Here is a 21,611-nt window from a genome sequence, read left to right as displayed (position 1 = left end):
AACGTCTCTTCGCAACGAACTGCATCCGGCGTATCGGTGGGCAATCACCACTCCGATTTCGGGAGTTCGGTAGAAACTGGGACTGTAGGGAAAAGTATGAGTATCCTGCGTCGTGATCTGGTAAAGCTTGGAGCGGGAATGTCCCTTATGGGTGCTTCCGGTCGTATGGCTTATGCTCAGTCCGCGCCGCCTGCCGCCAAGCAGGCTCCGAAAACTGTTCCGTTTGATAACGGGACCGTTCGCGCTATTGCAGAAAAACTTTCCAGATCGCCCTACGCCCCTCCCCCCCAGAGTCTACCCTCCGCAATCGCCAATCTCGATTTCGATCAGTTCCGTGGCATCGCGTTCAATCCTGACCGCGCCCTGTGGCATGGCCAGAATCTGGCTTTCGAAGTCGAATTTTTTCCACGCGGCTTTCTCTACAAGCCCCGGATCGGGATGAATGAAGTCATTGGGGGTCAATCAACCCCCATTGCCTATGATCCGGATCTTTTCACCTACGCCAACTCAATGCTGCGCGTGACGGATGATCTGGGATTTGCCGGTCTACGTCTGCGCTATGCCATCAACACACCGGGTGTGATGGAGGAGTGCGCAGTTTTCCTCGGTGCTTCCTACTTCCGTGCTGTCGCAAAAGGCCAGAATTACGGCCTTTCAGCCCGCGGCTTCGCGAATGGTACGGGCAACGCCAAAGGCGAAGAATTTGCCCTTTTCCGCGAATTCTGGCTGGAAAAGCCTGAGCCGGGTGTTGAATCCGTCGTAATTCATGCGCTTCTCGACAGTCCATCCGTGACCGGCGCATTCCGTTTCACGATCCGCCCGGGCGATACGACTGTTTTCGATGTTCAGTCATCGTTTTTCCCAAGACAGGACATTACCGAGTCTGGCATCGCGCCACTAACCGGCATGTTCTATTTTGATGCCAACGAGCACAACCACGTCGATGACTGGCGCCCGGCAGCCCATGATAGCGAAGCCCTTCAGGTCTGGACCGGCTCGGGACAGCAGCTCTATCGTCCGCTGGTCAACCCGACAGACCTCCAGTTTTCCGCCTTTCAGGACAGTAGCCCACATGGCTTTGGCCTGATGCAGCGCAAGCGTTCGTTCCACGACTATGAGGATCTGGCCCTCAACTACGAGAAGCGCCCGTCCTTATGGATCGAGCCGATTGGAAACTGGGGCGACGGCGCTGTTGATCTGGTGGAAATTCCGACGCCCAATGAGGTCAACGACAACATCGTGTCGTTCTGGCGCCCGAAAGCGCCGCTCAAAGCAGGGCAGGAATACAGCTTTACCTACCGCATGTACTGGGGCTGGGACACGCCATGGCCAACGTCACTAGCCCGCGTAGGCGGCACCCGCATTGGCGGTGTGACGGATCATGCCGATGCCCGCATGTTCGTGATCGACTTCACGGGAGCGCCGTTCCAGAACCTGCCGCCGGACGCGCATTTCCACCTGATTTCACAGAGCACGCCCGGCACAATCCGCAATGTCGTCGTGGAGCCCAACCCGAATATCAAGGGTTGGCGCACAACATTTGAGTTTGTGCCAGGAGACGCCAAAGCCTCCGAACTTCAGGCCCAGCTTGCAAACGATCAGGGCCCGATTTCTGAAAAATGGATGTATCGTTGGACGCCGTGACAGATTTTTTCCCGTCCGAAGCCCCTTTTCTTCCCCATGAGGCTCCACTCAAGATGGAGCCTCAGAACCTCCATCAGCAGCCGGATCGTCACGGGCGCCCCTTTCGTATTCTGGACACAACGCCAAAGCTGCTCTGGCTGCGGCGGCTATTCGTGTTTGGCACGGCCATTCTGCTGACGGGCTTTGGCGTTTACAAAATCAACCAGGTCTTCAACTCGTTAGGCGTTTCGACGCTTGGCGTGATTGTACTGGTTCTGTTTGCCATTCTCGGGTTCTGGATTGCACTGTCCTTTACATCCAGTCTTGGCGGCTTTGCATCCCTGATCTGTCGGGGCGGACTGGGCCTTGGTATCCAGCGCACCGGCGCATTGCCGCAGCTGAAGGCCAGAACAGCCGTTCTGATGCCGACCTACAATGAGGACCCGACACGGGTTCTTGCAGGGTTGAAGGCTATCTACGACAGCATACTGGCAACGGGCCAGATCGACGCATTTGACTTCTTCATCCTGTCAGACACAACCAACCCGGATGTCTGGCTTCAGGAAGAGCGGGCTTTTCTGGCGCTTCGTCAGGCCACTCGAGATAATCAGCGTATTTTCTATCGCCGCCGACACCAGAACACGGACCGCAAGGCCGGAAACCTGCATGACTGGGTGACGCGTTTTGGTGGCTCTTACCAGCAGATGCTGACGCTCGATGCTGACAGCGTCATGGATGGCAGCCTGATCGTCCGCGTCGTATCCGCCATGGAAAACCACGAAGGTGTCGGCCTGATCCAGACACTTCCGGTGATTGTTGGTGGCCGCACGCTTTTCGCGCGAATGCAGCAGTTTGCCGGGCGTGTTTATGGTCCGCTCATCGCACATGGCATTGCGTGGTGGCATGGCTCGGAAGGCAATTACTGGGGTCATAACGCCGTCATCCGTACCCGCGCCTTTGCTGAACAGGCTGGCCTTCCACACCTGAAGGGCCGTCCGCCCTTCGGCGGCCACATCCTGAGCCATGACTTCGTCGAAGCGGCTCTGATGCGCCGTGGTGGCTGGGCCATTCACATGGTGCCCGGACTATTCGGCTCATACGAAGAAAGCCCACCGTCGCTAACGGACGTCGCCATCCGTGACCGCCGCTGGTGTCAGGGCAATCTCCAGCACGCCAAGATCCTTGGAACAAAGGGCCTGCACTGGGTCAGCCGCACACATATGCTCACGGGCATTGGCTCGTACATCATGTCCCCGCTGTGGCTGCTGTTCCTGCTGTTCGGAATCCTGATTTCCCTTCAGTCGCATTTCTATCATCCGGAATATTTCGGCACCAAGCCAACGCTTTATCCGCACTGGCCACGGGTTGATCCTGTACAGGCAAAGTTCGTGTTCATCGGCACGATGGGCATCCTGCTGGCCCCCAAGGGATTAGCCTTCATCGCCATGCTGTTTGATCGTGCGGCTCTGCGCGGTTCGGGCGGCGCCATACGGCTGTTCCTGTCCATCATTCTGGAAACGCTGATTGGCGGCCTGATTGCCCCGATCGCCATGCTGATCCAGACATCTGGTGTGATTTCCATCCTGCTGGGCCGGGATTCGGGCTGGAATGCCCAGAACCGTGAAGATGGCCGGGTTTCCCTGCGGGAAGTTGCACGTGGCTACTGGGTTTACACGGTCTTCGGGATTCTTCTGGCTGCGGCTGCGTGGTCTGTCTCACAGGCGCTGTTCTTATGGATGACGCCCGTACTGCTCGGGCTGGTTCTAGCCATTCCGCTTGCTGCTTTGACGGCGAGCCGCGATGTGGGCCTTGGGTTACGCAAGGCCGGACTGCTGCTGATCGAGGAAGAAACGGCACCCCCGCCAATTTTACGCCTAGCGGCAGAAAATGATCGCCTGCGAACTGAAGCCATGCACGGACCGCATCAGCCGCCCAGCGAAGCCTTTGCGCTGCTTCGCACGGATCGCACCCTGCTCGATGCGCATCTCGGTGCGCTCCCTCCGGCACGCAAACCGGGGAGCGCGATTGACGCGCACCTGCTAGTTGGTCTGGTTAAGCTTAAGGAAGCCCCGTCTCTTAGAACCGCTCTTTCCAAACTGAACCGTCAGGAAAAAGCCGCTGTCCTCGGATCTGCCGAAGGTGTGGCCCTGCTCGAAAACCTGCCCGAGTAAACTCATTCCATGCCTGACAGAATAGAGTCAGGCATGGATTTTATCTGGCATCAAAGGCCGTGCGCGCGGCTTCCACTTCCGTCAGGTTTTTCTCCGCCCAGATCCAGACACCACAAAATGCTGCCCCCAGACTCAGACCCAGCGGTGTGAGGCGATAGTCCACGCGTGGCGGAATAACGGGATGAATGGTTCGGGTGACCATGCCGTCGCGCTCCATGTGACGGAGCGTCTGCGTCAGCATTTTCTGGCTGATACCCTCCACTTTCCGCGCCAGTTCCGTGAAGCGCAGTTCCTTGTGCTCTTCCAGCACTTCCAGAATGATCATCGTCCATTTGTCAGCCACACGCCCGATCAGTTCCGTCACCAGTCGCTCAACACGCACGTCACATTCCGTAGGTGCTGTCTCTGCCAGCCGTTCGGCCCGGCGTTCGGGAGACGCCTCATAGGGATTATCCGTCATGGGGTCACTCTCCTTTTGGTGCGTATAAATCTTTGGGGTGCCTTCTTCCGGATCGACGATAGCCCGCTAGATAGAGTGTTCCAATTCAAGATGGAGCAACTCCGATGAAACTGACTGGAAACACAATCCTGATGACGGGCGGCGGCTCGGGCATAGGGCAGGCCCTTGCGCATCGGCTGCATGAAGCTGGCAATACAGTCATTGTCGCCGGACGACGGAAAGATGCTCTGGAGAGCGCCATTGCAGGCCGGCCCAATATGCACGCCCTGACGCTGGATATTGAGAGTGCTGAAGGCATTGCCGATTTTTCGGATCGTCTCCTGAAAGCCTATCCGGATCTGAATGTCGTCATCAACAACGCTGGGATCATGCGGTTTGAAGATCTCACCAAGGCCCATGATCTGACGGATGCTGAAGCCACGATCACAACGAATTTGCTCGGCCCGATCCGCCTCATCAACGCTCTGACCGATCATCTGGTGAAGCAGCAGGATGCGGTCATCATTAACGTGACATCCGGGTTAGCCTTCGTCCCGTTGACCACCACGCCAACCTACAACGCCACGAAGGCCGCGATCCATTCCTATACGATCGCTCTTCGCGAAGTCCTGAAAGGGAAAGTCGAAGTCATTGAACTGGCCCCGCCTGCGGTCCAGACGGGACTAACGCCAGGTCAGGAAACACGTCCGGGCTATCAGCCTCTGGATGAATTTTCCGATGAAGTCATGGCACTCCTTTCCCAGCAGCCCACACCACCGGAAATCCTTGTCGAACGTGTGCGCTTCCTGCGATTTGCCGAAGCTAACGGACAGTTTGACGACACATTGGTCAAGCTAAATGCCTTCGCTGCGCAGGCCCGCAACGGCTAACACCCGAAACACAAAAAGCCCCGGAGGATAACCCCCGGGGCTTTTTCAGGACGAAAACGCAGAAGTCTCAGTTGCCGAGGCTCTGGGCCTTCTTGAAGAGATCGCGGCAGACCAGAACCTGCTTGTCCTTCGGCAGCGTGGAAATGTCGAAAGGCGTGTTACTGCTGGTCTGGAGAAGACCACGGCCGCCAAGGGAGTAATACTGGTCGTTCTGCACGTCCTGACGCTTGGCCAGATTACGGGACGCAGAGCGCGGAGCCGTACCCAGCGACAGCTTCTTGTGGATGCAGTAAGACGTCAGACCTGCCACGTTGCCCGCCTGTGCATTGTCAATGGAAGGCATGCCATTGTCACCCAGCGTACCTGGCGTTGCAGCTGTTGCAACACCATTGATGCCACCAACGGCTTGCACGTGGTTTGGCGTGATAACGGCCTGAGTTCCCGGAGGAACAATCGGCTGACCCGGCTGTGGTGCAGTCTGGGCAACAGCAGCGCCAGAGAATGCAAGACCAAGGGCAGCGAAAGCGGCGAAATACTTATTGGTATTCATGGATAGAGTCTTTCCATGTGTGATATGATTACATGACGGCTACTGAGACCAGACATTCCAGAGACATGCTCCTTCCTGAGAGGTCACCCGCCGTTGCATGAGAAACACCTGAACAGCCTTTCGGTTTCTTTTCCGATTATTTTTCCTGACCTTATGCTGCGTAATCCGCATCAGTTTGCCACGCCTGTGCATGTGGATTGAGTCATCCGCGTTTCTGCGCCAAGGTTTCGATCATGTCAGAGACCCAGTATCCCCTCCCTGTTCCGCCCGTTCCAAAACAGGAACCCGTTTCGACCACGCAGCTTGGCCGGACCCGTACCGATTCCTACGCCTGGATGAAGGATGAGAACTGGCAGCAGGTTCTGCGTGACCCTTCCGTCCTGCGCCCGGACATTACCGAGCACCTGAAAGCAGAAAACGCTTACGCCGAGAGCGTTCTGGCCGGTATGGAGCCGCTCCGCAAAGAGCTTCTGCAGGAAATGATTGGGCGCATCCCACCGGCTGAAGAATCTGTGCCTGTACCGGATGGGCCTTGGGCGTATTACAGCCGTTTTGAAAATGGCGCCCAGCATCCACTCCGGGCACGCCGCCCCCGCGATGGCGGGAACGAGCAGGTTCTGCTGGATGTCGATGCCCGCGCCAAAGAGTTCGACTACTATGCCCTCGGTGGAACGGCCCACTCCGCCAATCACCGCTATTTTGTGTATTCAGAAGACGTGCAGGGATCTGAAGTCTATCGCATCCAGGTCAAGGATCTGGAGAGTGGTGAGCTTTGCGCTGAACCAGTTGAAAGCACGACTGGCAGCTTCGCCATTTCGCCAGACAGCGCGTGGCTGTTCTGGATCTTCCGGGACGACAACGGCCGCCCATCCCGCATCTATCGCCGTCCGCTAACGGGTGGCGAGGATGTTCTGGTCTTTGACGAAACCGACCCCGGCTTCTTCCTAAGCATTGGCACCAGCGCGTCCCGCAAGTGGATTGTCATCGAACGCGGCGACCACGACACGAACGAGACGCTGCTGATTCCAGCTTCTGATCCGACCGCCCTGCCAGTCGTGGCCGCTCCCCTGATCCGTGGCGAACGTTATTCCTTCACGCATTGGAATGACCGTTTCATCATCCTCACCAATGCCGGCGGTGCTGTCGACTTCCAGCTCATGCAGACGCCTGACACGGCCACCGGACGGGAGAACTGGGCACCGTTCGTGCCGTATCTGGAAGGGCACTATATTCTGGGTGCGACTGCGTCTCGCAACTATCTGGCCTGGTCAGAGCGGAAGGACGGCAACGTTCATATTCGCGTGGTAAAGGCTGGCGTCAGCGGGGACGTTCGCAGTCAGGCCGTGACCATTGGCATGGATGAACCGGCTTACGATCTGACGCTTCAGGGCGTTCTGGAATATGAAGGCTCCGTCCTGCGCTACGTCTACCAGTCCCCGACGACCCCAGCGCACTGGTATGATTATGATCTAGCGACCGGAGAACGCACGCTCCAGAAGGTTCGTGACGTCCCCTCCGGGCATGATCCGGAAAAATACGAGACACGTCGCCTGTTCGCGACGGCCCCAGACGGAGAGCAGGTTCCCGTGACCGTCCTGATGCGCAAGGGACAAGTTCTGGATGGGTCCGCGCCCCTGCTGCTTTACGGTTACGGCTCATACGGCATTGCCATGGACGCCAGCTTCTCCACGACGGTCTTCAGCCTTGTGGACCATGGCTGGGTTTATGCCATCGCACATATCCGCGGCGGCTCGGAAAAGGGCTGGAACTGGTTCCTGCAAGGGCGTGGCAAAACCAAGCCCAATACCTTCACGGACTTCATCGCATCAGCGAACTATCTCGTGAAAGCAGGCTACGGCTCCGCAGGGCGCATCGTGGCCCATGGTGGCTCGGCGGGTGGTCTGCTGATGGGTGCTGTCGCCAATATGGCACCGGATCTTTTTGCCGGGATCGCAGCGCAGGTGCCGTTCGTGGACATGCTCAACACCATGTCCGACACGTCCCTTCCCCTCACGCCCCCGGAATGGCCGGAATGGGGAAATCCTCTGGAAGATAAGGACGCCTACGACCTCATCGCCAGCTATTCACCGTACGACAACATTCAGGCACGGCCTTATCCACCTATTCTTGCCATGGGGGGCCTGTCCGACCCGCGTGTCACGTATTGGGAGCCCGCGAAATGGATTGCCAAGCTGCGTGAAGTCGCTTCTGGCGGCCCATTCCTGTGCCGTATTAACATGGACGCAGGCCATGGCGGATCATCCGGGCGCTTTAAGCGACTGGAAGAAGTCGCGCTGGTGCAGGCCTTTGCCATCTGGGCCATGGACCGCGCGCCTCTGCGCTAACAGATGAGGGGCTGGCCCACACCAAACATGGGCCAGATCTCATTCCGGCTTCGGTTTCCCGATCCGGCCCCCAAACATCCAGACACCCGCAAACCGTGACAGCAGAATGGCCGCATTGCAGGCTGCTGTTGTCAGGCAGGCACCCGCCAGCCCGAACTGCATGGTGAGCGCGTAAAGAGCCGGGAAATAAATGGCCATGATGGCCGTACGACTGGTCATCAGGAACTTCACATGCCCCACGACGATCAGCAGCGGCTCCAGCGGAATGACCAGCAGACTGAAGACCGCGGCCATCAACATGATGGAAATATAGAGCGATGTGTGATGCACATGAACATGCAGCATCAGCCTGAAAATCTTTGAGCCAAACACTGCAGACAGCAGCAGAAGCAACAGGGACAGCGCCGTCAGAACGCCAAACATCTTCCATGTGACGCGCTTGAGGCCTTTCCAGTCCTGCTTGTCCCGCATCTTGACCAGTTCCGGGTACAGCACCGGCGAGATGAGCTGGGCGGGTGTGACGATCCCGTCTGCGATCTGACGGCAGACTCGGAAAACAGCAGCCTCCGCCGGACCAAGGCCATTACCCACCAGAAGCGTCGCCACATGCCCGGAAATATTGCCGAGCGTCTGGTTCACACTGGCCGCGCGGGTAAACTGCCACATCCCGGGAATTTGCCAGCGCCAGCTCCGATAAGCCTGGAAATAGCGGAACCGGAACTTCTTCCGCAGGATGTCCATCGCGTAATAGAAGTAAAATCCGTAGTCGATGATGATGGCGAGCGCCCACATCGCAAGGAAATATCCCAGCTTCAGATGCAGGACGTATCCCAGCAGAACACCAAGCGTTTTTACAACCGCTGCACAGGTGTCGATGATGGGAACAAGATGGAATTTGCCCGCCATTCGCAGGATGCCGTTTGCCCAGCCCGAATACATGAGCGGGCTCACAATCACATACAGATCCGCCAGAAACCGCACATGCCGGGACCACTGCGCCGTCACGCCATAGATCTGCACGGCAATCAGCCCGAACAGAATGGCAAAAGCCGCGGACAGCGTATCCAGCCGAATGCAGAAATGGACTACTTTCCGTAGTAGGTCCGTATCGTTCTTCGTAAACGCATCGCTGCCAAACCGGATAAGCGTCTGCCAGGACTGCATGCGCGACAGCACAGACCCCGTAGACGCCAGGGAATGGATAAGGATCAGCAGTCCGAAGTCAGACAGACCCAGCGCCCGTACCGTAAACGCAATGTAGACGAAGCTGCACAGCGCGTTGACGACACGGCCGACGGTGAGAACACTGACATTTCGGAAGATAGATCTGAAAACGGAGTGTTCGGCGGACATGCGGGCTTTCTGACCACAAAGCCCCCCGGGTGTCCATGCCAGAAGCCATATCTTCGCCTCTGGCCCGATTCCTTGACAGTCAGGGGGTGAGGATTATGAACGAGGCCATATCTTATGCCAGTGAAGCGCTTCACTGGCATTCGCACCCGGTCTGACTTCCGCTTTCCGCACACGTCATTCCGGGCATAAGCCGCAGGTCGCGGTGACGTCAGGACGCAACAGACGACCATGAACATCGCCTTCATTTACATTGCCGAACCGTATCAGTGCTACCACACAGCCTCTGTCGCCAGCGCTCTGGCCGCCATTCCCGGATGTGAGGTCACGGAATACTACAGCTTCCCCGAGACCGTGACTCATCTGACCCGTATCCGTCGCGCCCTTGGCGTTCCTGCCCTTCCACTCAAACCCTTTCCCAAATCATGGAAGGCAAAAGTGCTGAAGAAGGCCCGGCGTCTCGATCAGGAACGACTGCTGGTTCTGCGTGAAAACCTGGCTGAACTGAACCGGTATGACGTAGTGGTCGCGACGGAATATACGGCCGGTGTTCTGAAAGAAATGGGGCTGAAGGGGCCGAAACTGGTCCTTCTGATGCACGGCGCGGGAGACAGATACGTCAATGACGAGCACCTCGTGCGAGAGTTTGATCTGACGCTGGTTCCCGGCCCAAAAGTAGAGACTTATTTCCGGGACAAGGGCATGTTCCAGACAGGTGTATCCCAGATCGTGGGGTACCCGAAATTCGACGTCTTTGAAGCTGTTCGCAAAGAGAACGCCATCTCATTCCCAAATGGCCGGCCTTTTGCACTCTACAACCCCCACTATCAGCGCGCACTGACATCGGCGCCAACCTGCATGACCCCTCTCATCAAGGGCTTCAAGGCGCAGACCGACTACAATCTGGTTGTGGCGCCACATATCAAGATGTTCCACAGAGGCTTCGGCATCCGGGAGCGTCAGCTCAAACGGCAGCAGAGCGCGGATGTTCTGGTCGATACAGGCTCGGACGCCATGCTGGACATGACTTACACGTCGCAGGCCGCTCTCTATATCGGGGATGTCAGCAGTCAGGTTTACGAGTTTCTGGCGATCCCGCGTCCGTGCATTTTCCTCAATCCGCGTCGTATTCCTTGGCGCGATGATCCCTATTTTCTGCACTGGACGCTGGGCGATGTTGTGGATGACCCCGCAGACATCATGACGACTGTGGCACAGGCGCAGGAACGCCATGCGCTCTACAAGCCCGCTCAGGAAAAGCTGTTTCGGGAAACATTCGGGGAGCCGCTGCTGGGCGCGTCACAGCGTGCCGCAGAGGCGATTGTCCGCTTCCTGTCGGACGCATGAAAAAGCCCCGGATGGCAAACATCCGGGGCTAAAGACATTATTGTGGGATTGGCGTGCACTGCGGCGTCACAGGCTCACCCGCCATGACCGCCTTGGTAAAGGCTGCGGAATCCGGCAGGGACGCGTTCACTGTCTGGGAATGATCCAGCCCCTTGTACAAATGCGCCTGCACCACAGTTCCAGCCGCACAGGCCGCCCTGACCAAACCAACTTGCAACTGCAGCGGGACGTCTTCATCAGCGGTTCCCGTGCCGACGAAGAGAGGCTGTGCCAACTTCAGGGTCGGGTACATCATGCCCTTCATGGCCGGGGACATGGCCTTGGCATAGGTCGGCTGAAGAGCATTCGCCAGCGTCAAGCCATCTTTCTCAGCCAGATCGGACAGACCGGTCAGGCAAGACGTTCCTGCCGCCTTAAAAGCCGGCATGGCCTTGGCTGTAAACGCCTCTTCCGGGCGGAAATGCGGGTTCAGGCCAGCGTAGGACGACCCGATCAGCAGCGTATAGGCCACAAGCGGGCTGTAGCCCTTCGCCTTGCCAGCTTCCGCAAGCATGGCCGAAAGGATTTCCGGCGTCAGATACGGGATACCCGTTGCAACAGTTCCACGGATGTTGAGATCTGGCGCATAGGCCGGTGCAAACGCTGCTGATGCAAACGCTGCGCCACCACCCTGCGACTGGCCAACGATCATGATCTTGTTCTGCAAGCCCGGAACAGACTTCAGGGCAGCCCGCACAGAATCCAGAACGCTGTAGGCTTCAGCACGGGTATTCAGATAAGGGTGGACGCCCGGCGTTCCCAGCCCCTGATAGTCCGTGGCAACAATGGCAAAGCCACGTTTCATCCATTCCGAGAGATACTGGGTGTTGCGAGCGCTATATGGGTTCAGAGACGGCGCGCAACTGTCATCATTACCAACAGTTCCGTGCGCCCAGGCGACAATGGGCCAGCCACCGGCGGGTGCTTCGCCAGGCGGCACAATCACCTCGGCCGTCACGGGCACGAGCCCTCTGCCTGTCACACCATCAGTCGAAAGGTAGGTGATCCGCAGCGACTTTCCCGCATCGGGCAGGCTCAGCGCATCTGCCAGAGGCCCCGAACTGACAAGTGTTCCGGCTTTGCGGGCCTTGTCCGTAGATGCGGCTTCAGCCGTTGAGGATGCTGCGACAAGACACAGCCCACCCAGGACGAAACCCAGTGTTTGGCAGGAAAGGGATGCGCGCACAGTTCTTCCTTCTCAGTTAGCAGAATCAGGGCAGACTGACAGAAGCCCCGTTTTCAAGTGCGAGACATGCTAACGGCTGAAAGAAGAAATGGATTGTGAAAATCGCAAGACAATCCGTCACTTATGACCAAAAAGATGGCGGACATCGTCCCCGAAATGCTGGAACGCATCCTGTGTCGAACGGTGCCTCCGGTTTCCGGACTCAGACACCACCGTCACCGTCGCGGTCATTCCTGCCGCAAGTGTGAGGTCATCCGGGACCTTGTCGATCTTCACACGCACTGGGATACGCTGCGCCAGGCGCACCCATGTATAAACCGGATCGACCGTCGGCAGTCCCTGCTCGTTCACAAGGGCATTGTTGCTGGCAATACCCCGGGTAATACTCTCGATATGGCCGAACAGCGGGTCATGGTAGCCCATCAGATCCATGCGGACGAGATCGCCTTCATCCAGATCATGAACCTTGGTTTCCTCAAAGTACCCGTCAATCCAGTATGAGCTCGTGTCGATCACGTGCATGTTTACGACGCCTGCCGTCGCGAAATCACCGGGGCGCATGATCAGATTGGTCACAATTCCATCCAGCGAACTGCGGACCTTCGTACGATCAAGATTGATTGCCGCCTGACGCAGATCTGCCTGCGCGGAGGCATATTGCGCCGCCGCCTGCTGCGCGAGGGCGACATACTGCTTCTTCTCTTCCTGTGACACTGCCACACCGGGAATGGCTTTGCGCCACTCGGCCTGAACTTCCTTGAACTCCATGTCGGCCTTGCGTTCAGCAACTTTGGCCTTGGCCGCGTCCACGGCCACCTGAAAGTCGAATGGATCAATTTCGTACAGGACGTCTCCCCGGTGAACAGGCTGGTTGTCCTGCACGTTCACATGCAGGATCTGGCCCGAGACACGCGGTGCGATATTGGCGACCTGAACACGCACCTGGCCGTTCCGGGTCCACGGAGAGGCCGTGTAGTAATCCCAGAGGATCACCACCACGACAGCAGCCACCACAAGGATGGAAATGGTAATGGTCAGGCGGATCAGACGATGAGCACTGGAGAGCACTTGAAACGGCCTTGTATCAGAGGATCAGGGTATAAAGCCCGAGAAGGCAGATAAGGATACCGAACTGGGCCAGTGGCGGGTCCCAGACGAAACGCCAGAGATCAAACCAGCCCATGAGCCAGCGAAGAACAGCCAGCGTCAGAAGCGACAGCGCCAGATTGACGACAAATGCGGATACGAGCAGACCGCCGAGGTCTACAACCTGTCTCATCACCATCGTTTGCGTCCTATTCCATAGTGATGAACAGCCGTCCGGTTCCGCAGGAGCATGACGCGTACCGCTTCCAGCCCGCCCACACAGTTGAGGATCAGAAGCTCTTCACTAGGCGCACCAAGACGCAGCCGATCAAGAAATTCCTGCGTCATGTCGGCCAACTCGCTTTCCAGAAGCGCCAGACTGTCCCGCGCAAGAGCCTTCCGGGCCGGACGAACCAGGTGCCTGAGGGACGGCATCCGCGCAGCCTGATCAAGATACAGTCGCACACGCGCAATCGTGCTGGACAGATCCTCCAGCGCCACAAGACGTTCGAAAACATGCTCGGAGGCCGTCCCCCCTTTGGGAAGACGCTTCGTCCAGAGCAGAAGCTGACTGAGGCGGTCGTACTTCCGGCTCAGAAGGGCCGGACCCATAGCCTCCCCGTGACCACCCAACTGAGATTCCAGATCTGACGAAATCGCAACCGCAATGCGGAAGCGATGCCGCCGGGCCGTCGGCGGCCACAACAGAACCAGCAGGATGAAAGAGAGAACCGCTGACAGGAAATAGAAGGTGTTTCGTTCCAGAAACGCAGCTGGATCGTAACTGTGATGATTACCAAGCCCAACAAAGACCAGAAAGAATGCACCGTAATGAAAACCGATTGCCGCAGTTTTCGGGTTCATGAGCAGCAGACAGGCAATCACGGTCTGGGGGAGCAGAACAAACGCCAGCCCCTGAAGGGTATAAACGTAAGGCAGAACCCAGAAAGACAGAAAACCTGCGGCCAGAATTCCAAGCGGCGTCCCGATCATCGCACCTTTACCGAAAACGGCCGTGTCCAGTGAAGAGGACGCAAGGACAAGAACCAGAGCACTTTGCGAAAGTGCTGTCGCAGATGCAGGCTGTCCCGTCCCGATACAGAAAGCAGCAATAAAACTGAACCCGATCAGCACACGCATGCTGTTGATGAAGGCCGTAATATAGTCCGGATTATTTGAGAGCTTTGCCAGCTTGAGTGCTTCCCCGGCGGGGGTCGCTTTCATCAGCGTACTGATGCCTGTGCGAATATGAAGCCGGTTACTCAACAGCGTTGCGGCACGTTCCAGAAACCAGGCATCGCGCGGGGTCGGGAAATACTCCGGATCTTCCTTCCGGATATTGGACAGGATGGTGCCCATGGTTTCCTGACGGTTCGTGCCGTCTTCAACCCGCTCGTGCCACTGGCGCACATAACGGACCAGAATATCCGTTACCCCGCCTTCTTTCAGCAGGATGGAAATGGCACGGCTACAGGTCAGAACCGTCAGCATGCCAATGATACTGAGCTTGGCACCCGCCATGCGCAGACGGCTTCGGTCCAGTTCCGTCCGCGCGTAGGAGATCTGCGTCATCAGGGACAGGATTTCAGACGCCAGCGCCGTCGTACCCTGAGCAGAGGGCGGCGGATCTCCCATAATGGCAGCGTGACTCAGCCCACGGATTCTCTGGCCAAGATTCTGGAGCCCCTTGGCCAGATTGCGCCAGGCCTGCGGAGAGGCAGACAGAAGATTGACGACCGCGACGGACGCCACGCCAATGGCAACGGTTGAGGCACGCGCCACACTGACATGATAGATGTTCTGAGGTGCATCAACGCTGGCGACGGCGACCAATGCCACCATGTAGCCAGCCAGGAGAGCACCATAGGCCCGGAAATCCCGCTCCAGCGTCCCCACAAAGGCACATCCGGCCATCCACAAAGCCACTCCCCCCAGGAAAAGCCCACGATCCTGACTGAACATGGAAATCAGGAGGATGGAGACACCAACTCCCAGAAGCGTTCCAAGGAAGCGATAGAGTGCTTTGGAGAGCGCCTGTCCGCGCAGAGGCTGGGCAAGAATCATGACCGTCACGCCCGCACCCGCAGGCGTATCGACCTGAGCCCAGAAAGCCGTGGCCAAGGCCACGACAAGTGCAATCCATGTTCTGAGGCTGAACTGGATCCATCCCGGACGGAAGACCGACTGTAATGCGGCGGTCAAGAAAGGCTATCCCTGCCAGGCAAACGGGTCATTCCGGAGCAGTCTACAGTTCCAGTCATCAACTTAGACTGAAAACCCTACTCCTCCCGCAATACGATGGTTAGCCCCTGAATGCCGATGACATGATTTGACGGAATTTATCGCCGTGTTGTGATGCTCAGCCGCTTCAGTCTTCTTCATGCGGAAGAGCGTGACAGGCAGCGGCGAGCGTCGGATTCCCCCCAGCGGACTCGCGACACAAAGTACGGGCATCTGTCCCACAGATCGTCGTGACATCTTCCATGGTGGAGGCCGTGACGTCCCGTGCCACATCGACATCCTGATTGTTTTCGTGTCCTTCTTCCTTGCTCAGCTGATCCTGCGCCGCGTGCATCTCCTTAAGCGCGCCAATGCAGGAATCGCTGGCGGAATCAGGATGAACCTGCAGGACCTTGAGAATCTGGTTTACCCCGATCCCCAGAGCGTTGATCGACGGATCGTCATCATTGGTTTTGGCCCCTCCGTCCGCAGCATGAGCCAGGACTGGAAAGGAGAGCGGGACGGCCAGAAGCAGGGTGGCCACAAAGCGACGCTTGATCATGACGGCATGATTAGGGGAAAATATTCTCCGGACAAGCCTTCTGACAGGGTCGTCACACACCGTTGCAGAACCCGTTGCCACAGCTTTTCCGCGCTGTGGGACGCAGTTGTCCTTGACTCACTGGCGGACCATCGGTAAGCGGGGCCATCCTTTTGCGGGCGTTCCGGCCCGCTATCCGGTCCGTCTTGGGCCACACAGTCGAGAGCCTGGAAACATCATGAAGATCCGCAACAGCCTGAAGTCCGCAAAGGTCCGCGACAAGGACTGCCGCGTTGTCCGCCGTCGTGGACGCGTTTACATCATCAACAAGAAGAACCCGCGCATGAAGGCACGTCAGGGCTAATTGCCTTGATCCGCCGGATGACAACTGGACGGCGCTGGCTGATGGCTGGCGCCGTTCTGCTTTGTACTTCGGTATTTTCTGCCTCTGCTGCCCCTGTGCCTGCCGCCCCAACATCCACAGGCCAGACTGCCTCCCCGTCCCCCGCGAAAATCGATTCCAGCAAGACACATCCGCACCACAAGACCGTTCAGGAACGGCTTGCCGAAGCGGAAAAGGCTCTCGCTCTGGCTGGAAACGACAAAGATGCGCGCAAACTCGCCGATCAGGCTGAGACATTGCGGAACCGCAGCCTCACGGGAGCCGTGCGGCTGCTCCTGACCGATTCGCAGGAAGCTCTGGGCAAGCATGATTTCCAGACTGCCGAAGACGATCTGACGTCCGCCATCGCCATTCAGCCTGATCAACCCGTTCTACGCCGTTACCGTGCCGCCATCCGTGCAGCCGCAGGTGACAATAACGGGGCAATTTCCGATCTGGGCGTCGCGATTCAAGCCGATCCGGGAGATGCAACAGCATGGGCGATGCTGGCCGAGGCTGAGCGCGACCGGCATGAGCCAGACGCTGCCCTAAAAGCCTACAAGCAGATGATGCAACTTGATCCGCACACACCTGATGCAGACAAGCAGCTCAAGATCCTTCAGAAAGAGAAAGACGGACAGGAAGACTGACGGAAACAACCTCTTGTATTCGTCAGCGTTCATTCCCTGATTCACTCTATTCAGGAGGATTTTCATGAAGACCAAGACCGTTCCCGTTGAACAGGTGCCCACGAAGCAAAGCTGTTGCAGCAAGATGAAAGCCTGTTGCAAGCATGCAGGGCGCGCCCGCGAAATCGGCCTTGCTGGCATGACAGCCATGGCAACCATTGGCCCGAAGCGTTTCCGTCCCTACTTCCAGCAGGCTCTGGCCGTGATTTCCGTCGTTGCCGCGACCATCCAGTTCTTCCGCAACCGGAAGGGCTAAATCGAAAAAGGCCAGATCCTGCAACACGGTTCTGGCCTTTTCTTTTTTCAAAGAAACGAAATCGGATCGATATCGACGTCGATTTTCGCACTTCCTCTAGGCTTGATGTCTTTCAGCCAGCCTCGAAGGATCGGCTGCACTGCGATCCCCTTCATGGTCCGCAGCAATAACCTCCGCCGATGCCGCCCTCGCAGAACAGCCAGCGGGGCAGGCGCCGGGCCTAGAACCTGAACCCCTTCCCGTTCCGGTGCCGCAAACGCAATTTCCTTTGCCAGCGCATCCGCCGCATCTGCTGTCGCCGCACTGACAATCAACGCCGCCAGCCGCCCATAAGGCGGCCAGAAAGACGGACGTCTCTGCTCCGCTTCCTGCTCCATGAAGGTCTGGAAATCGTTGGAGACGAGCGCCGTCATGACCGGATGCTCACCCACATAGCTTTGAAGCAGTACACGACCCGGCCGTTCAGCACGCCCTGCACGACCCGCCACCTGATGCAGAAGCTGAACCGTACGTTCCGCGGCCCGCAAGTCACCGCCGCCTAAGCCCAGATCCGCATCCACCACACCTACAAGCGTCAGCTTGGGGAAATGCCAGCCCTTGGCGACGATTTGTGTCCCGATGATGAGATTGACCTCGCCATCCGTGATCTTCCGCACAGCCTCCGCCGTTGCAGCCGGAGACCCGAGCGTATCCGAAGACATAACAAGGATCTTCGCCTCTGGAAAACGCAGCTTCGCCTCTTCCGTAATACGCTCGATCCCCGGCCCAATCGGTACGAGCGAATGTTCGGCATGGCATTGCGGACAGTCCGACGGAATACTCTCTGTATGGCCGCAATGATGGCAGGTCAGGATACCGCGCGCCCGATGTTCCACCAGCCAGGTGGAACAGTTAGGACACTGCATCCGATGCCCGCAAGCACGACAGAGCGTCAGCGGTGCATACCCACGGCGGTTGAGGAACAGCATCGCCTGCTCCCCGTTCTTCAGCGTCTCATCAATGGCGTTGCAGAGCACTGGCGAGAGAAACAGCCCGCGCTCCGGCGGATCGGACCGCATATCCACCAGAGAGACTTCCGGCATTGTCGCCCCACCATGACGGGCAGTCAGAAGTTCATGATGGTACCGGCCGCTCTCCACATTCGCCAAAGTCTCAAGTGACGGCGTGGCAGAAACGAGAATGGCAGGAGCATTGGCGAGACGGGCGCGGACGACCGCCATATCCCGCCCATGATACATGACGCCCTCTTCCTGCTTGAAGGCGCTCTCATGCTCCTCGTCCACCACAACGAGACCCAGATCTTCAAACGGCAAGAACAGCGCCGATCGTGCCCCGACGACAACACGGGCCGTGCCGTCAGCAACAGCACGCCATGTTTCACGGCGACGTTTAGTCCCAAGATCGGAATGCCAGACAGCCGGCTCGGCCCCAAACCGGCGGATGAAACGATCCGTCCACTGCGCTGACAGGGCAATTTCCGGCAGCAGGACCAGAACCTGCTTTCTTTGAGCCAGACAGGCCGCCACAGCCTCGAAATACACTTCCGTTTTGCCAGACCCCGTCACGCCCTCAAGCAGGGTCACGTCAAACCGCTGCTCTTTCACAGGACGGCAAAGCTGCTGTGCAACCTCTGCCTGTTCTTCAGAAAGCTGCGGTGCGCCATGGGTCGGGTCCGGGGTTGCGAACGGAGCAGCCACCGAAATCACGGCTTCCCGCAACAGACCAGCCGTCGCAAGTCCTCGGATAACGGCAGAACTGGCACCGCTGGCCGCCGCAAGATCAGACGTCGTCATCGGTGTGCTGGACGCCACATCGAGAACGGCGCGACGGGCTGGCGTTACACGCAGGCCATCTTCAGACTGATCCGTACGAACCCAGCCAAGGACAGGTTTTGGCGCGTCCTTCAGATGAATACGGGTCGCCATAGCCAGCACCAGCCCAGGCGGCGTCAGCGTATAGGCCGCCACCCAGTCGATGAACCGCCGCAGGCTGCCCGGCAAAGGGCGTACATCCAGCTTTTCAACCACCGGACGCAAACGCGATAGCGGAACTTCCCGCCCTGGTGCCGTCGCAAAATCAGCGGGAACCGTGGTGGTTGTATCCCAGACGCACCCAACAATATCCCGCTTTCCCAACGGCACCGCGACCAGATCGCCCGGCTGAAGCGGCATGGATGCCAGATAGTCCAGCGGCCCTGGAAAAGGCAGCGGAACGAGCACCGAAACGCGTGTTCCGGCGGAGGGTGGCTTTCGCCAGAGGTCAGGCTTGGGTAGGCTGCTGGATGCCATGCCTGTGTCTAACCTCCCTGAGCCCGAAATGCCATGATGGCCCATGAAGCATTGCGCGACTGGACCGAATGGCTGACCCATGAGCGGCGCTCCAGCCTGCGAACGGTCGAGGCCTACCGGCACGATATTGTTCTGGCGCTGGCCTTTTTCGAGCAGCATCTGGGGGGGGACGTTGATCTGGCATCCCTCGCAAAACTCTCTCTGGCCGATTTGCGCGCCTGGCTGGCCCATGAAACCGCTCGCAGTGAAAAGCCTACACGCCGCGCCACCAATGCAGACTCCCGTGCGCGGTCCCGAGCACGTCGGGTGTCAGCTTTGCGGTCCTTCTACCGTTATCTGGCCGTTCGGTTCGATGTATCGAACCCAGCTCCCGGGCTTCTGGCCACACCGCGCCTGAAAAAGCGCCTTCCCCGCCCCCTTGGGCAGGAACAGGCCCTTGCCGCCCCCGAAGGGATTTCCGACGACGCCTATACCAGCGCCGCCGCGCTCCGGGACAAGGCGCTCTTCACGCTACTCTACGGCACCGGGTTACGCATTGGCGAAGCTCTCGCTTTAGATGTGCGGGATCTTTCAAACGCAGGCGAGAACATGCTTCGGGTTGTCGGCAAGGGTGGGAAAGAACGCCTCGTTCCTCTCCTTCCCGCCGTACGAGAGGCGTTAGAAACGTGGAAAGCTGCCCATCCGTCCCCCTCCCCCGACGCTCCATTGTTCTGCGGTACACGCGGTGGCCGGCTGAACCCCGGCGTGGCGCAACGTGCCATGCGGGAATGGCGCAAAGGGGAAGGATTACCGGATTCCGCTACCCCCCATGCGTTGCGCCACTCCTTTGCCACTCATCTGATGGAAGGTGGCGCAGATTTGCGTGCCATTCAGGAACTCATGGGTCACGCCAGTCTTTCCACCACCCAAGCCTATACGCTGGCGGACGAAAAGCACCTGCTGGACGTCTGGCGTAAGGCACATCCACGCGCGGAGCAGGAATGAAACGACTGATCGGGGGCTTATTGACGGCCCTCCTGGCTCTGACCGGCCGCGCTGAAGCAAGTGCCTGTCGTATGGAACAAGCTACAGTCCTCCCCTTGCATGATGATGGCGGATACCTGAGCGTTCCCGTCCAGATCAACGGGCAGGCCGCGTCCATGATCGTGGATACAGGGTCGCAAGGCAGTCTGATGACGCCTCAGGGCATTGCCACCCTTCATCTGCCGCAGGACCCGGATCGCCATACTGTCATGCAGGGGCCAAATGGTGCGCCGCGACTTGTTCCGAACATTCGGATCACCGACCTACGCCTCGGGCACCTTTCACTGGGAGCAGGGTCCATGCCCGTCGGGTCCTTGCCCGGTTCGCCCATGATTCACCCACCCATTCTGGGACTTTTGGGAGCGGATGTGCTGGATGGCTACGATCTGGAATTCGACGTGTCACACCAGCGGCTCGTGTTCTGGAAAATCCTGCCCAACTCTCCAGACTGCCAACTTGCCCCCTCATGGAAAGGCGAATGGAGCACCGTGCCTGCCCGAGTCATTGACGGGCGCATGATGGTTACATTCACACTGGACGGTGCTCGCGGAACCGCCTTGCTGGATAGTGGGGCACGCTCGCATATCGTCAGTACGGATTTCGCTTATCGGCTAGGTCTGACGGATGAGCTTCTAGCTCTGGATCCCGGCGGGACAACAGCCGGGGTAGACCTGCATGAGCGCCGCTATCACTGGCATCGCTTCAAACGCTTTTCCATGGGCGGCACGGTCTGGGAGAACCCGGTTCTGACCGTAGCCCCAGTCCACGATCAGACGGATATGCTTCTGGGATCAGACTGGTTCGCCAAGCATGACATCTGGCTGTCCTACGCGACGAGCCAGATTTTCGTTCGTTAGACTTTACAGAACGTCCCGGCTTTCATGCGTTCCTTCCGGGCGGGCGTGAAAGTCCACCAGTTCAGGGCTTCTCCGGTCCGGGCCTGATGGATGGTCGCGGCGAACACATCGTGGACGCAGGGATCATGCCGCTGTCCCGTCAGCGCGCAGAGTTTCACATAGAGATCATCGGGTTCGCACGCAGCCAGTTGCGCCGTTGACGCAATTCCCAGAACTGCGAAATCCGCCAGAGCCGCTTTACCCACATTCTTCAGCTTTGAGAGATCGCTCATCCCGCTGTCCTTATTCAAGCAACCCTGCACGCACTGACACCTTAATGTCCTAGCAAC

At 58.2% G+C, this 21,611-nt stretch carries 20 protein-coding genes; 10 read left to right on the top strand and 10 right to left on the bottom strand.

Annotated elements, in window-relative coordinates; genetic code table 11:
• The first annotated feature begins 96 nt into the window (after nucleotides 1–96).
• Nucleotides 97–1,644, top strand: coding sequence for a glucan biosynthesis protein (locus GFR01_RS07680; protein ID WP_099181941.1), 1,548 nt, complete (start codon nucleotides 97–99; stop codon nucleotides 1,642–1,644).
• Nucleotides 1,620–3,794 (top strand): glucans biosynthesis glucosyltransferase MdoH, encoded by a 2,175-nt coding sequence (gene mdoH, locus GFR01_RS07675; protein ID WP_099181940.1) that lies wholly within the window; start codon nucleotides 1,620–1,622, stop codon nucleotides 3,792–3,794. The genes GFR01_RS07680 and mdoH overlap by 25 nt, the downstream gene beginning before the upstream one ends.
• A gap of 40 nt (nucleotides 3,795–3,834) precedes the next feature.
• On the opposite strand, the gene GFR01_RS07670 is transcribed toward mdoH, so the two are convergent.
• A complete protein-coding gene (locus GFR01_RS07670) occupies nucleotides 3,835–4,254 on the bottom strand; it encodes a winged helix-turn-helix transcriptional regulator (RefSeq protein WP_099181939.1) in 420 nt (139 codons plus the stop codon).
• Between the two features lie 104 nt (nucleotides 4,255–4,358).
• Between GFR01_RS07670 and GFR01_RS07665 the strand changes: the two genes are divergently transcribed.
• Nucleotides 4,359–5,123: an SDR family oxidoreductase gene (locus GFR01_RS07665; protein ID WP_099181938.1), complete on the top strand. Its 765-nt coding sequence runs from the start codon at nucleotides 4,359–4,361 to the stop codon at nucleotides 5,121–5,123.
• Nucleotides 5,124–5,190: 67 nt separating this feature from the next.
• On the opposite strand, the gene GFR01_RS07660 is transcribed toward GFR01_RS07665, so the two are convergent.
• Nucleotides 5,191–5,673 (bottom strand): DUF2501 domain-containing protein, encoded by a 483-nt coding sequence (locus GFR01_RS07660; RefSeq protein WP_063903158.1) that lies wholly within the window; start codon nucleotides 5,671–5,673, stop codon nucleotides 5,191–5,193.
• 233 nt (nucleotides 5,674–5,906) lie between these two features.
• Here GFR01_RS07660 and GFR01_RS07655 point away from each other — a divergent pair, with 233 nt between their 5' ends.
• Nucleotides 5,907–8,018: a S9 family peptidase gene (locus GFR01_RS07655; protein ID WP_218016657.1), complete on the top strand. Its 2,112-nt coding sequence runs from the start codon at nucleotides 5,907–5,909 to the stop codon at nucleotides 8,016–8,018.
• Between the two features lie 39 nt (nucleotides 8,019–8,057).
• On the opposite strand, the gene GFR01_RS07650 is transcribed toward GFR01_RS07655, so the two are convergent.
• Nucleotides 8,058–9,371, bottom strand: a complete 1,314-nt coding sequence (locus tag GFR01_RS07650) for a lipopolysaccharide biosynthesis protein (RefSeq protein WP_099181936.1) — start codon at nucleotides 9,369–9,371, stop codon at nucleotides 8,058–8,060.
• 228 nt (nucleotides 9,372–9,599) lie between these two features.
• Here GFR01_RS07650 and GFR01_RS07645 point away from each other — a divergent pair, with 228 nt between their 5' ends.
• The gene (locus GFR01_RS07645) at nucleotides 9,600–10,715 is read left to right on the top strand and encodes a CDP-glycerol glycerophosphotransferase family protein (RefSeq protein ID WP_099181935.1); all 1,116 of its coding nucleotides are present in this window, start codon (nucleotides 9,600–9,602) and stop codon (nucleotides 10,713–10,715) included.
• Nucleotides 10,716–10,752: 37 nt separating this feature from the next.
• Here the strand turns inward: GFR01_RS07645 and GFR01_RS07640 are convergent, their stop codons facing one another.
• The 5 genes from GFR01_RS07640 to GFR01_RS07620 all read right to left on the bottom strand — a co-directional run bounded on the left by GFR01_RS07640 (nucleotide 10,753) and on the right by GFR01_RS07620 (nucleotide 15,889).
• Complete coding sequence (locus tag GFR01_RS07640) at nucleotides 10,753–11,940, bottom strand: lipase family protein (RefSeq protein ID WP_099181934.1); 1,188 nt, start codon at nucleotides 11,938–11,940, stop codon at nucleotides 10,753–10,755.
• Between the two features lie 117 nt (nucleotides 11,941–12,057).
• Nucleotides 12,058–13,008, bottom strand: coding sequence for an efflux RND transporter periplasmic adaptor subunit (locus GFR01_RS07635; RefSeq protein ID WP_063903163.1), 951 nt, complete (start codon nucleotides 13,006–13,008; stop codon nucleotides 12,058–12,060).
• A gap of 16 nt (nucleotides 13,009–13,024) precedes the next feature.
• On the bottom strand, nucleotides 13,025–13,225 hold the full coding sequence (locus tag GFR01_RS07630) for a DUF1656 domain-containing protein (RefSeq protein WP_099181933.1): 201 nt from the start codon (nucleotides 13,223–13,225) through the stop codon (nucleotides 13,025–13,027).
• Nucleotides 13,219–15,228, bottom strand: a complete 2,010-nt coding sequence (locus GFR01_RS07625) for an FUSC family protein (protein WP_099181932.1) — start codon at nucleotides 15,226–15,228, stop codon at nucleotides 13,219–13,221. The genes GFR01_RS07630 and GFR01_RS07625 overlap by 7 nt, the downstream gene beginning before the upstream one ends.
• A gap of 166 nt (nucleotides 15,229–15,394) precedes the next feature.
• Nucleotides 15,395–15,889 (bottom strand): hypothetical protein, encoded by a 495-nt coding sequence (locus GFR01_RS07620; protein ID WP_244902200.1) that lies wholly within the window; start codon nucleotides 15,887–15,889, stop codon nucleotides 15,395–15,397.
• A gap of 136 nt (nucleotides 15,890–16,025) precedes the next feature.
• Here GFR01_RS07620 and ykgO point away from each other — a divergent pair, with 136 nt between their 5' ends.
• The 3 genes from ykgO to GFR01_RS07605 all read left to right on the top strand — a co-directional run bounded on the left by ykgO (nucleotide 16,026) and on the right by GFR01_RS07605 (nucleotide 17,114).
• Complete coding sequence (ykgO, locus tag GFR01_RS07615) at nucleotides 16,026–16,151, top strand: type B 50S ribosomal protein L36 (protein ID WP_007281615.1); 126 nt, start codon at nucleotides 16,026–16,028, stop codon at nucleotides 16,149–16,151.
• Nucleotides 16,152–16,156: 5 nt separating this feature from the next.
• Nucleotides 16,157–16,819, top strand: coding sequence for a tetratricopeptide repeat protein (locus GFR01_RS07610; protein WP_099181930.1), 663 nt, complete (start codon nucleotides 16,157–16,159; stop codon nucleotides 16,817–16,819).
• Between the two features lie 64 nt (nucleotides 16,820–16,883).
• Nucleotides 16,884–17,114 carry a hypothetical protein gene (locus tag GFR01_RS07605; protein WP_082872605.1) on the top strand — a complete coding sequence of 77 codons (231 nt, stop codon included), beginning with the start codon at nucleotides 16,884–16,886 and terminating at the stop codon, nucleotides 17,112–17,114.
• A 47-nt stretch (nucleotides 17,115–17,161) separates the two neighbouring features.
• On the opposite strand, the gene GFR01_RS07600 is transcribed toward GFR01_RS07605, so the two are convergent.
• Nucleotides 17,162–19,402, bottom strand: a complete 2,241-nt coding sequence (locus GFR01_RS07600; protein ID WP_099181929.1) for a primosomal protein N' — start codon at nucleotides 19,400–19,402, stop codon at nucleotides 17,162–17,164.
• A gap of 33 nt (nucleotides 19,403–19,435) precedes the next feature.
• Between GFR01_RS07600 and GFR01_RS07595 the strand changes: the two genes are divergently transcribed.
• Both GFR01_RS07595 and GFR01_RS07590 read left to right on the top strand, forming a co-directional pair.
• Nucleotides 19,436–20,386, top strand: a complete 951-nt coding sequence (locus tag GFR01_RS07595) for a tyrosine recombinase XerC (protein WP_099181928.1) — start codon at nucleotides 19,436–19,438, stop codon at nucleotides 20,384–20,386.
• Nucleotides 20,383–21,282 (top strand): retroviral-like aspartic protease family protein, encoded by a 900-nt coding sequence (locus GFR01_RS07590; protein ID WP_099181927.1) that lies wholly within the window; start codon nucleotides 20,383–20,385, stop codon nucleotides 21,280–21,282. Before GFR01_RS07595 ends, GFR01_RS07590 begins: the two co-directional genes overlap by 4 nt.
• On the opposite strand, the gene GFR01_RS07585 is transcribed toward GFR01_RS07590, so the two are convergent.
• On the bottom strand, nucleotides 21,279–21,554 hold the full coding sequence (locus GFR01_RS07585) for a helix-hairpin-helix domain-containing protein (protein ID WP_099181926.1): 276 nt from the start codon (nucleotides 21,552–21,554) through the stop codon (nucleotides 21,279–21,281). The genes GFR01_RS07590 and GFR01_RS07585 overlap by 4 nt on opposite strands.
• Nucleotides 21,555–21,611: the final 57 nt, after the last annotated feature.

It is taken from the genome of Gluconobacter frateurii (assembly GCF_002723955.1).
Classification (GTDB): Bacteria; Pseudomonadota; Alphaproteobacteria; order Acetobacterales; family Acetobacteraceae; genus Gluconobacter; species Gluconobacter frateurii.
This window is presented reverse-complemented; position numbering and strand designations above follow the sequence as displayed.

What these genes read in the sequence shown, in the direction of transcription:
- GFR01_RS07680 (WP_099181941.1), top strand. Translation starts at nt 97, where the DNA reads ATGAGTATCCTGCGTCGTGATCTGGTAAAGCTTGGAGCGGGAATGTCC.
- mdoH (WP_099181940.1), top strand. Translation starts at nt 1,620, where the DNA reads ATGGATGTATCGTTGGACGCCGTGACAGATTTTTTCCCGTCCGAAGCC.
- GFR01_RS07670 (WP_099181939.1), bottom strand. Translation starts at nt 4,254, where the DNA reads ATGACGGATAATCCCTATGAGGCGTCTCCCGAACGCCGGGCCGAACGG.
- GFR01_RS07665 (WP_099181938.1), top strand. Translation starts at nt 4,359, where the DNA reads ATGAAACTGACTGGAAACACAATCCTGATGACGGGCGGCGGCTCGGGC.
- GFR01_RS07660 (WP_063903158.1), bottom strand. Translation starts at nt 5,673, where the DNA reads ATGAATACCAATAAGTATTTCGCCGCTTTCGCTGCCCTTGGTCTTGCA.
- GFR01_RS07655 (WP_218016657.1), top strand. Translation starts at nt 5,907, where the DNA reads ATGTCAGAGACCCAGTATCCCCTCCCTGTTCCGCCCGTTCCAAAACAG.
- GFR01_RS07650 (WP_099181936.1), bottom strand. Translation starts at nt 9,371, where the DNA reads ATGTCCGCCGAACACTCCGTTTTCAGATCTATCTTCCGAAATGTCAGT.
- GFR01_RS07645 (WP_099181935.1), top strand. Translation starts at nt 9,600, where the DNA reads ATGAACATCGCCTTCATTTACATTGCCGAACCGTATCAGTGCTACCAC.
- GFR01_RS07630 (WP_099181933.1), bottom strand. Translation starts at nt 13,225, where the DNA reads ATGGTGATGAGACAGGTTGTAGACCTCGGCGGTCTGCTCGTATCCGCA.
- ykgO (WP_007281615.1), top strand. Translation starts at nt 16,026, where the DNA reads ATGAAGATCCGCAACAGCCTGAAGTCCGCAAAGGTCCGCGACAAGGAC.
- GFR01_RS07605 (WP_082872605.1), top strand. Translation starts at nt 16,884, where the DNA reads ATGAAGACCAAGACCGTTCCCGTTGAACAGGTGCCCACGAAGCAAAGC.
- GFR01_RS07600 (WP_099181929.1), bottom strand. Translation starts at nt 19,402, where the DNA reads ATGGCATCCAGCAGCCTACCCAAGCCTGACCTCTGGCGAAAGCCACCC.
- GFR01_RS07595 (WP_099181928.1), top strand. Translation starts at nt 19,436, where the DNA reads ATGATGGCCCATGAAGCATTGCGCGACTGGACCGAATGGCTGACCCAT.
- GFR01_RS07590 (WP_099181927.1), top strand. Translation starts at nt 20,383, where the DNA reads ATGAAACGACTGATCGGGGGCTTATTGACGGCCCTCCTGGCTCTGACC.
- GFR01_RS07585 (WP_099181926.1), bottom strand. Translation starts at nt 21,554, where the DNA reads ATGAGCGATCTCTCAAAGCTGAAGAATGTGGGTAAAGCGGCTCTGGCG.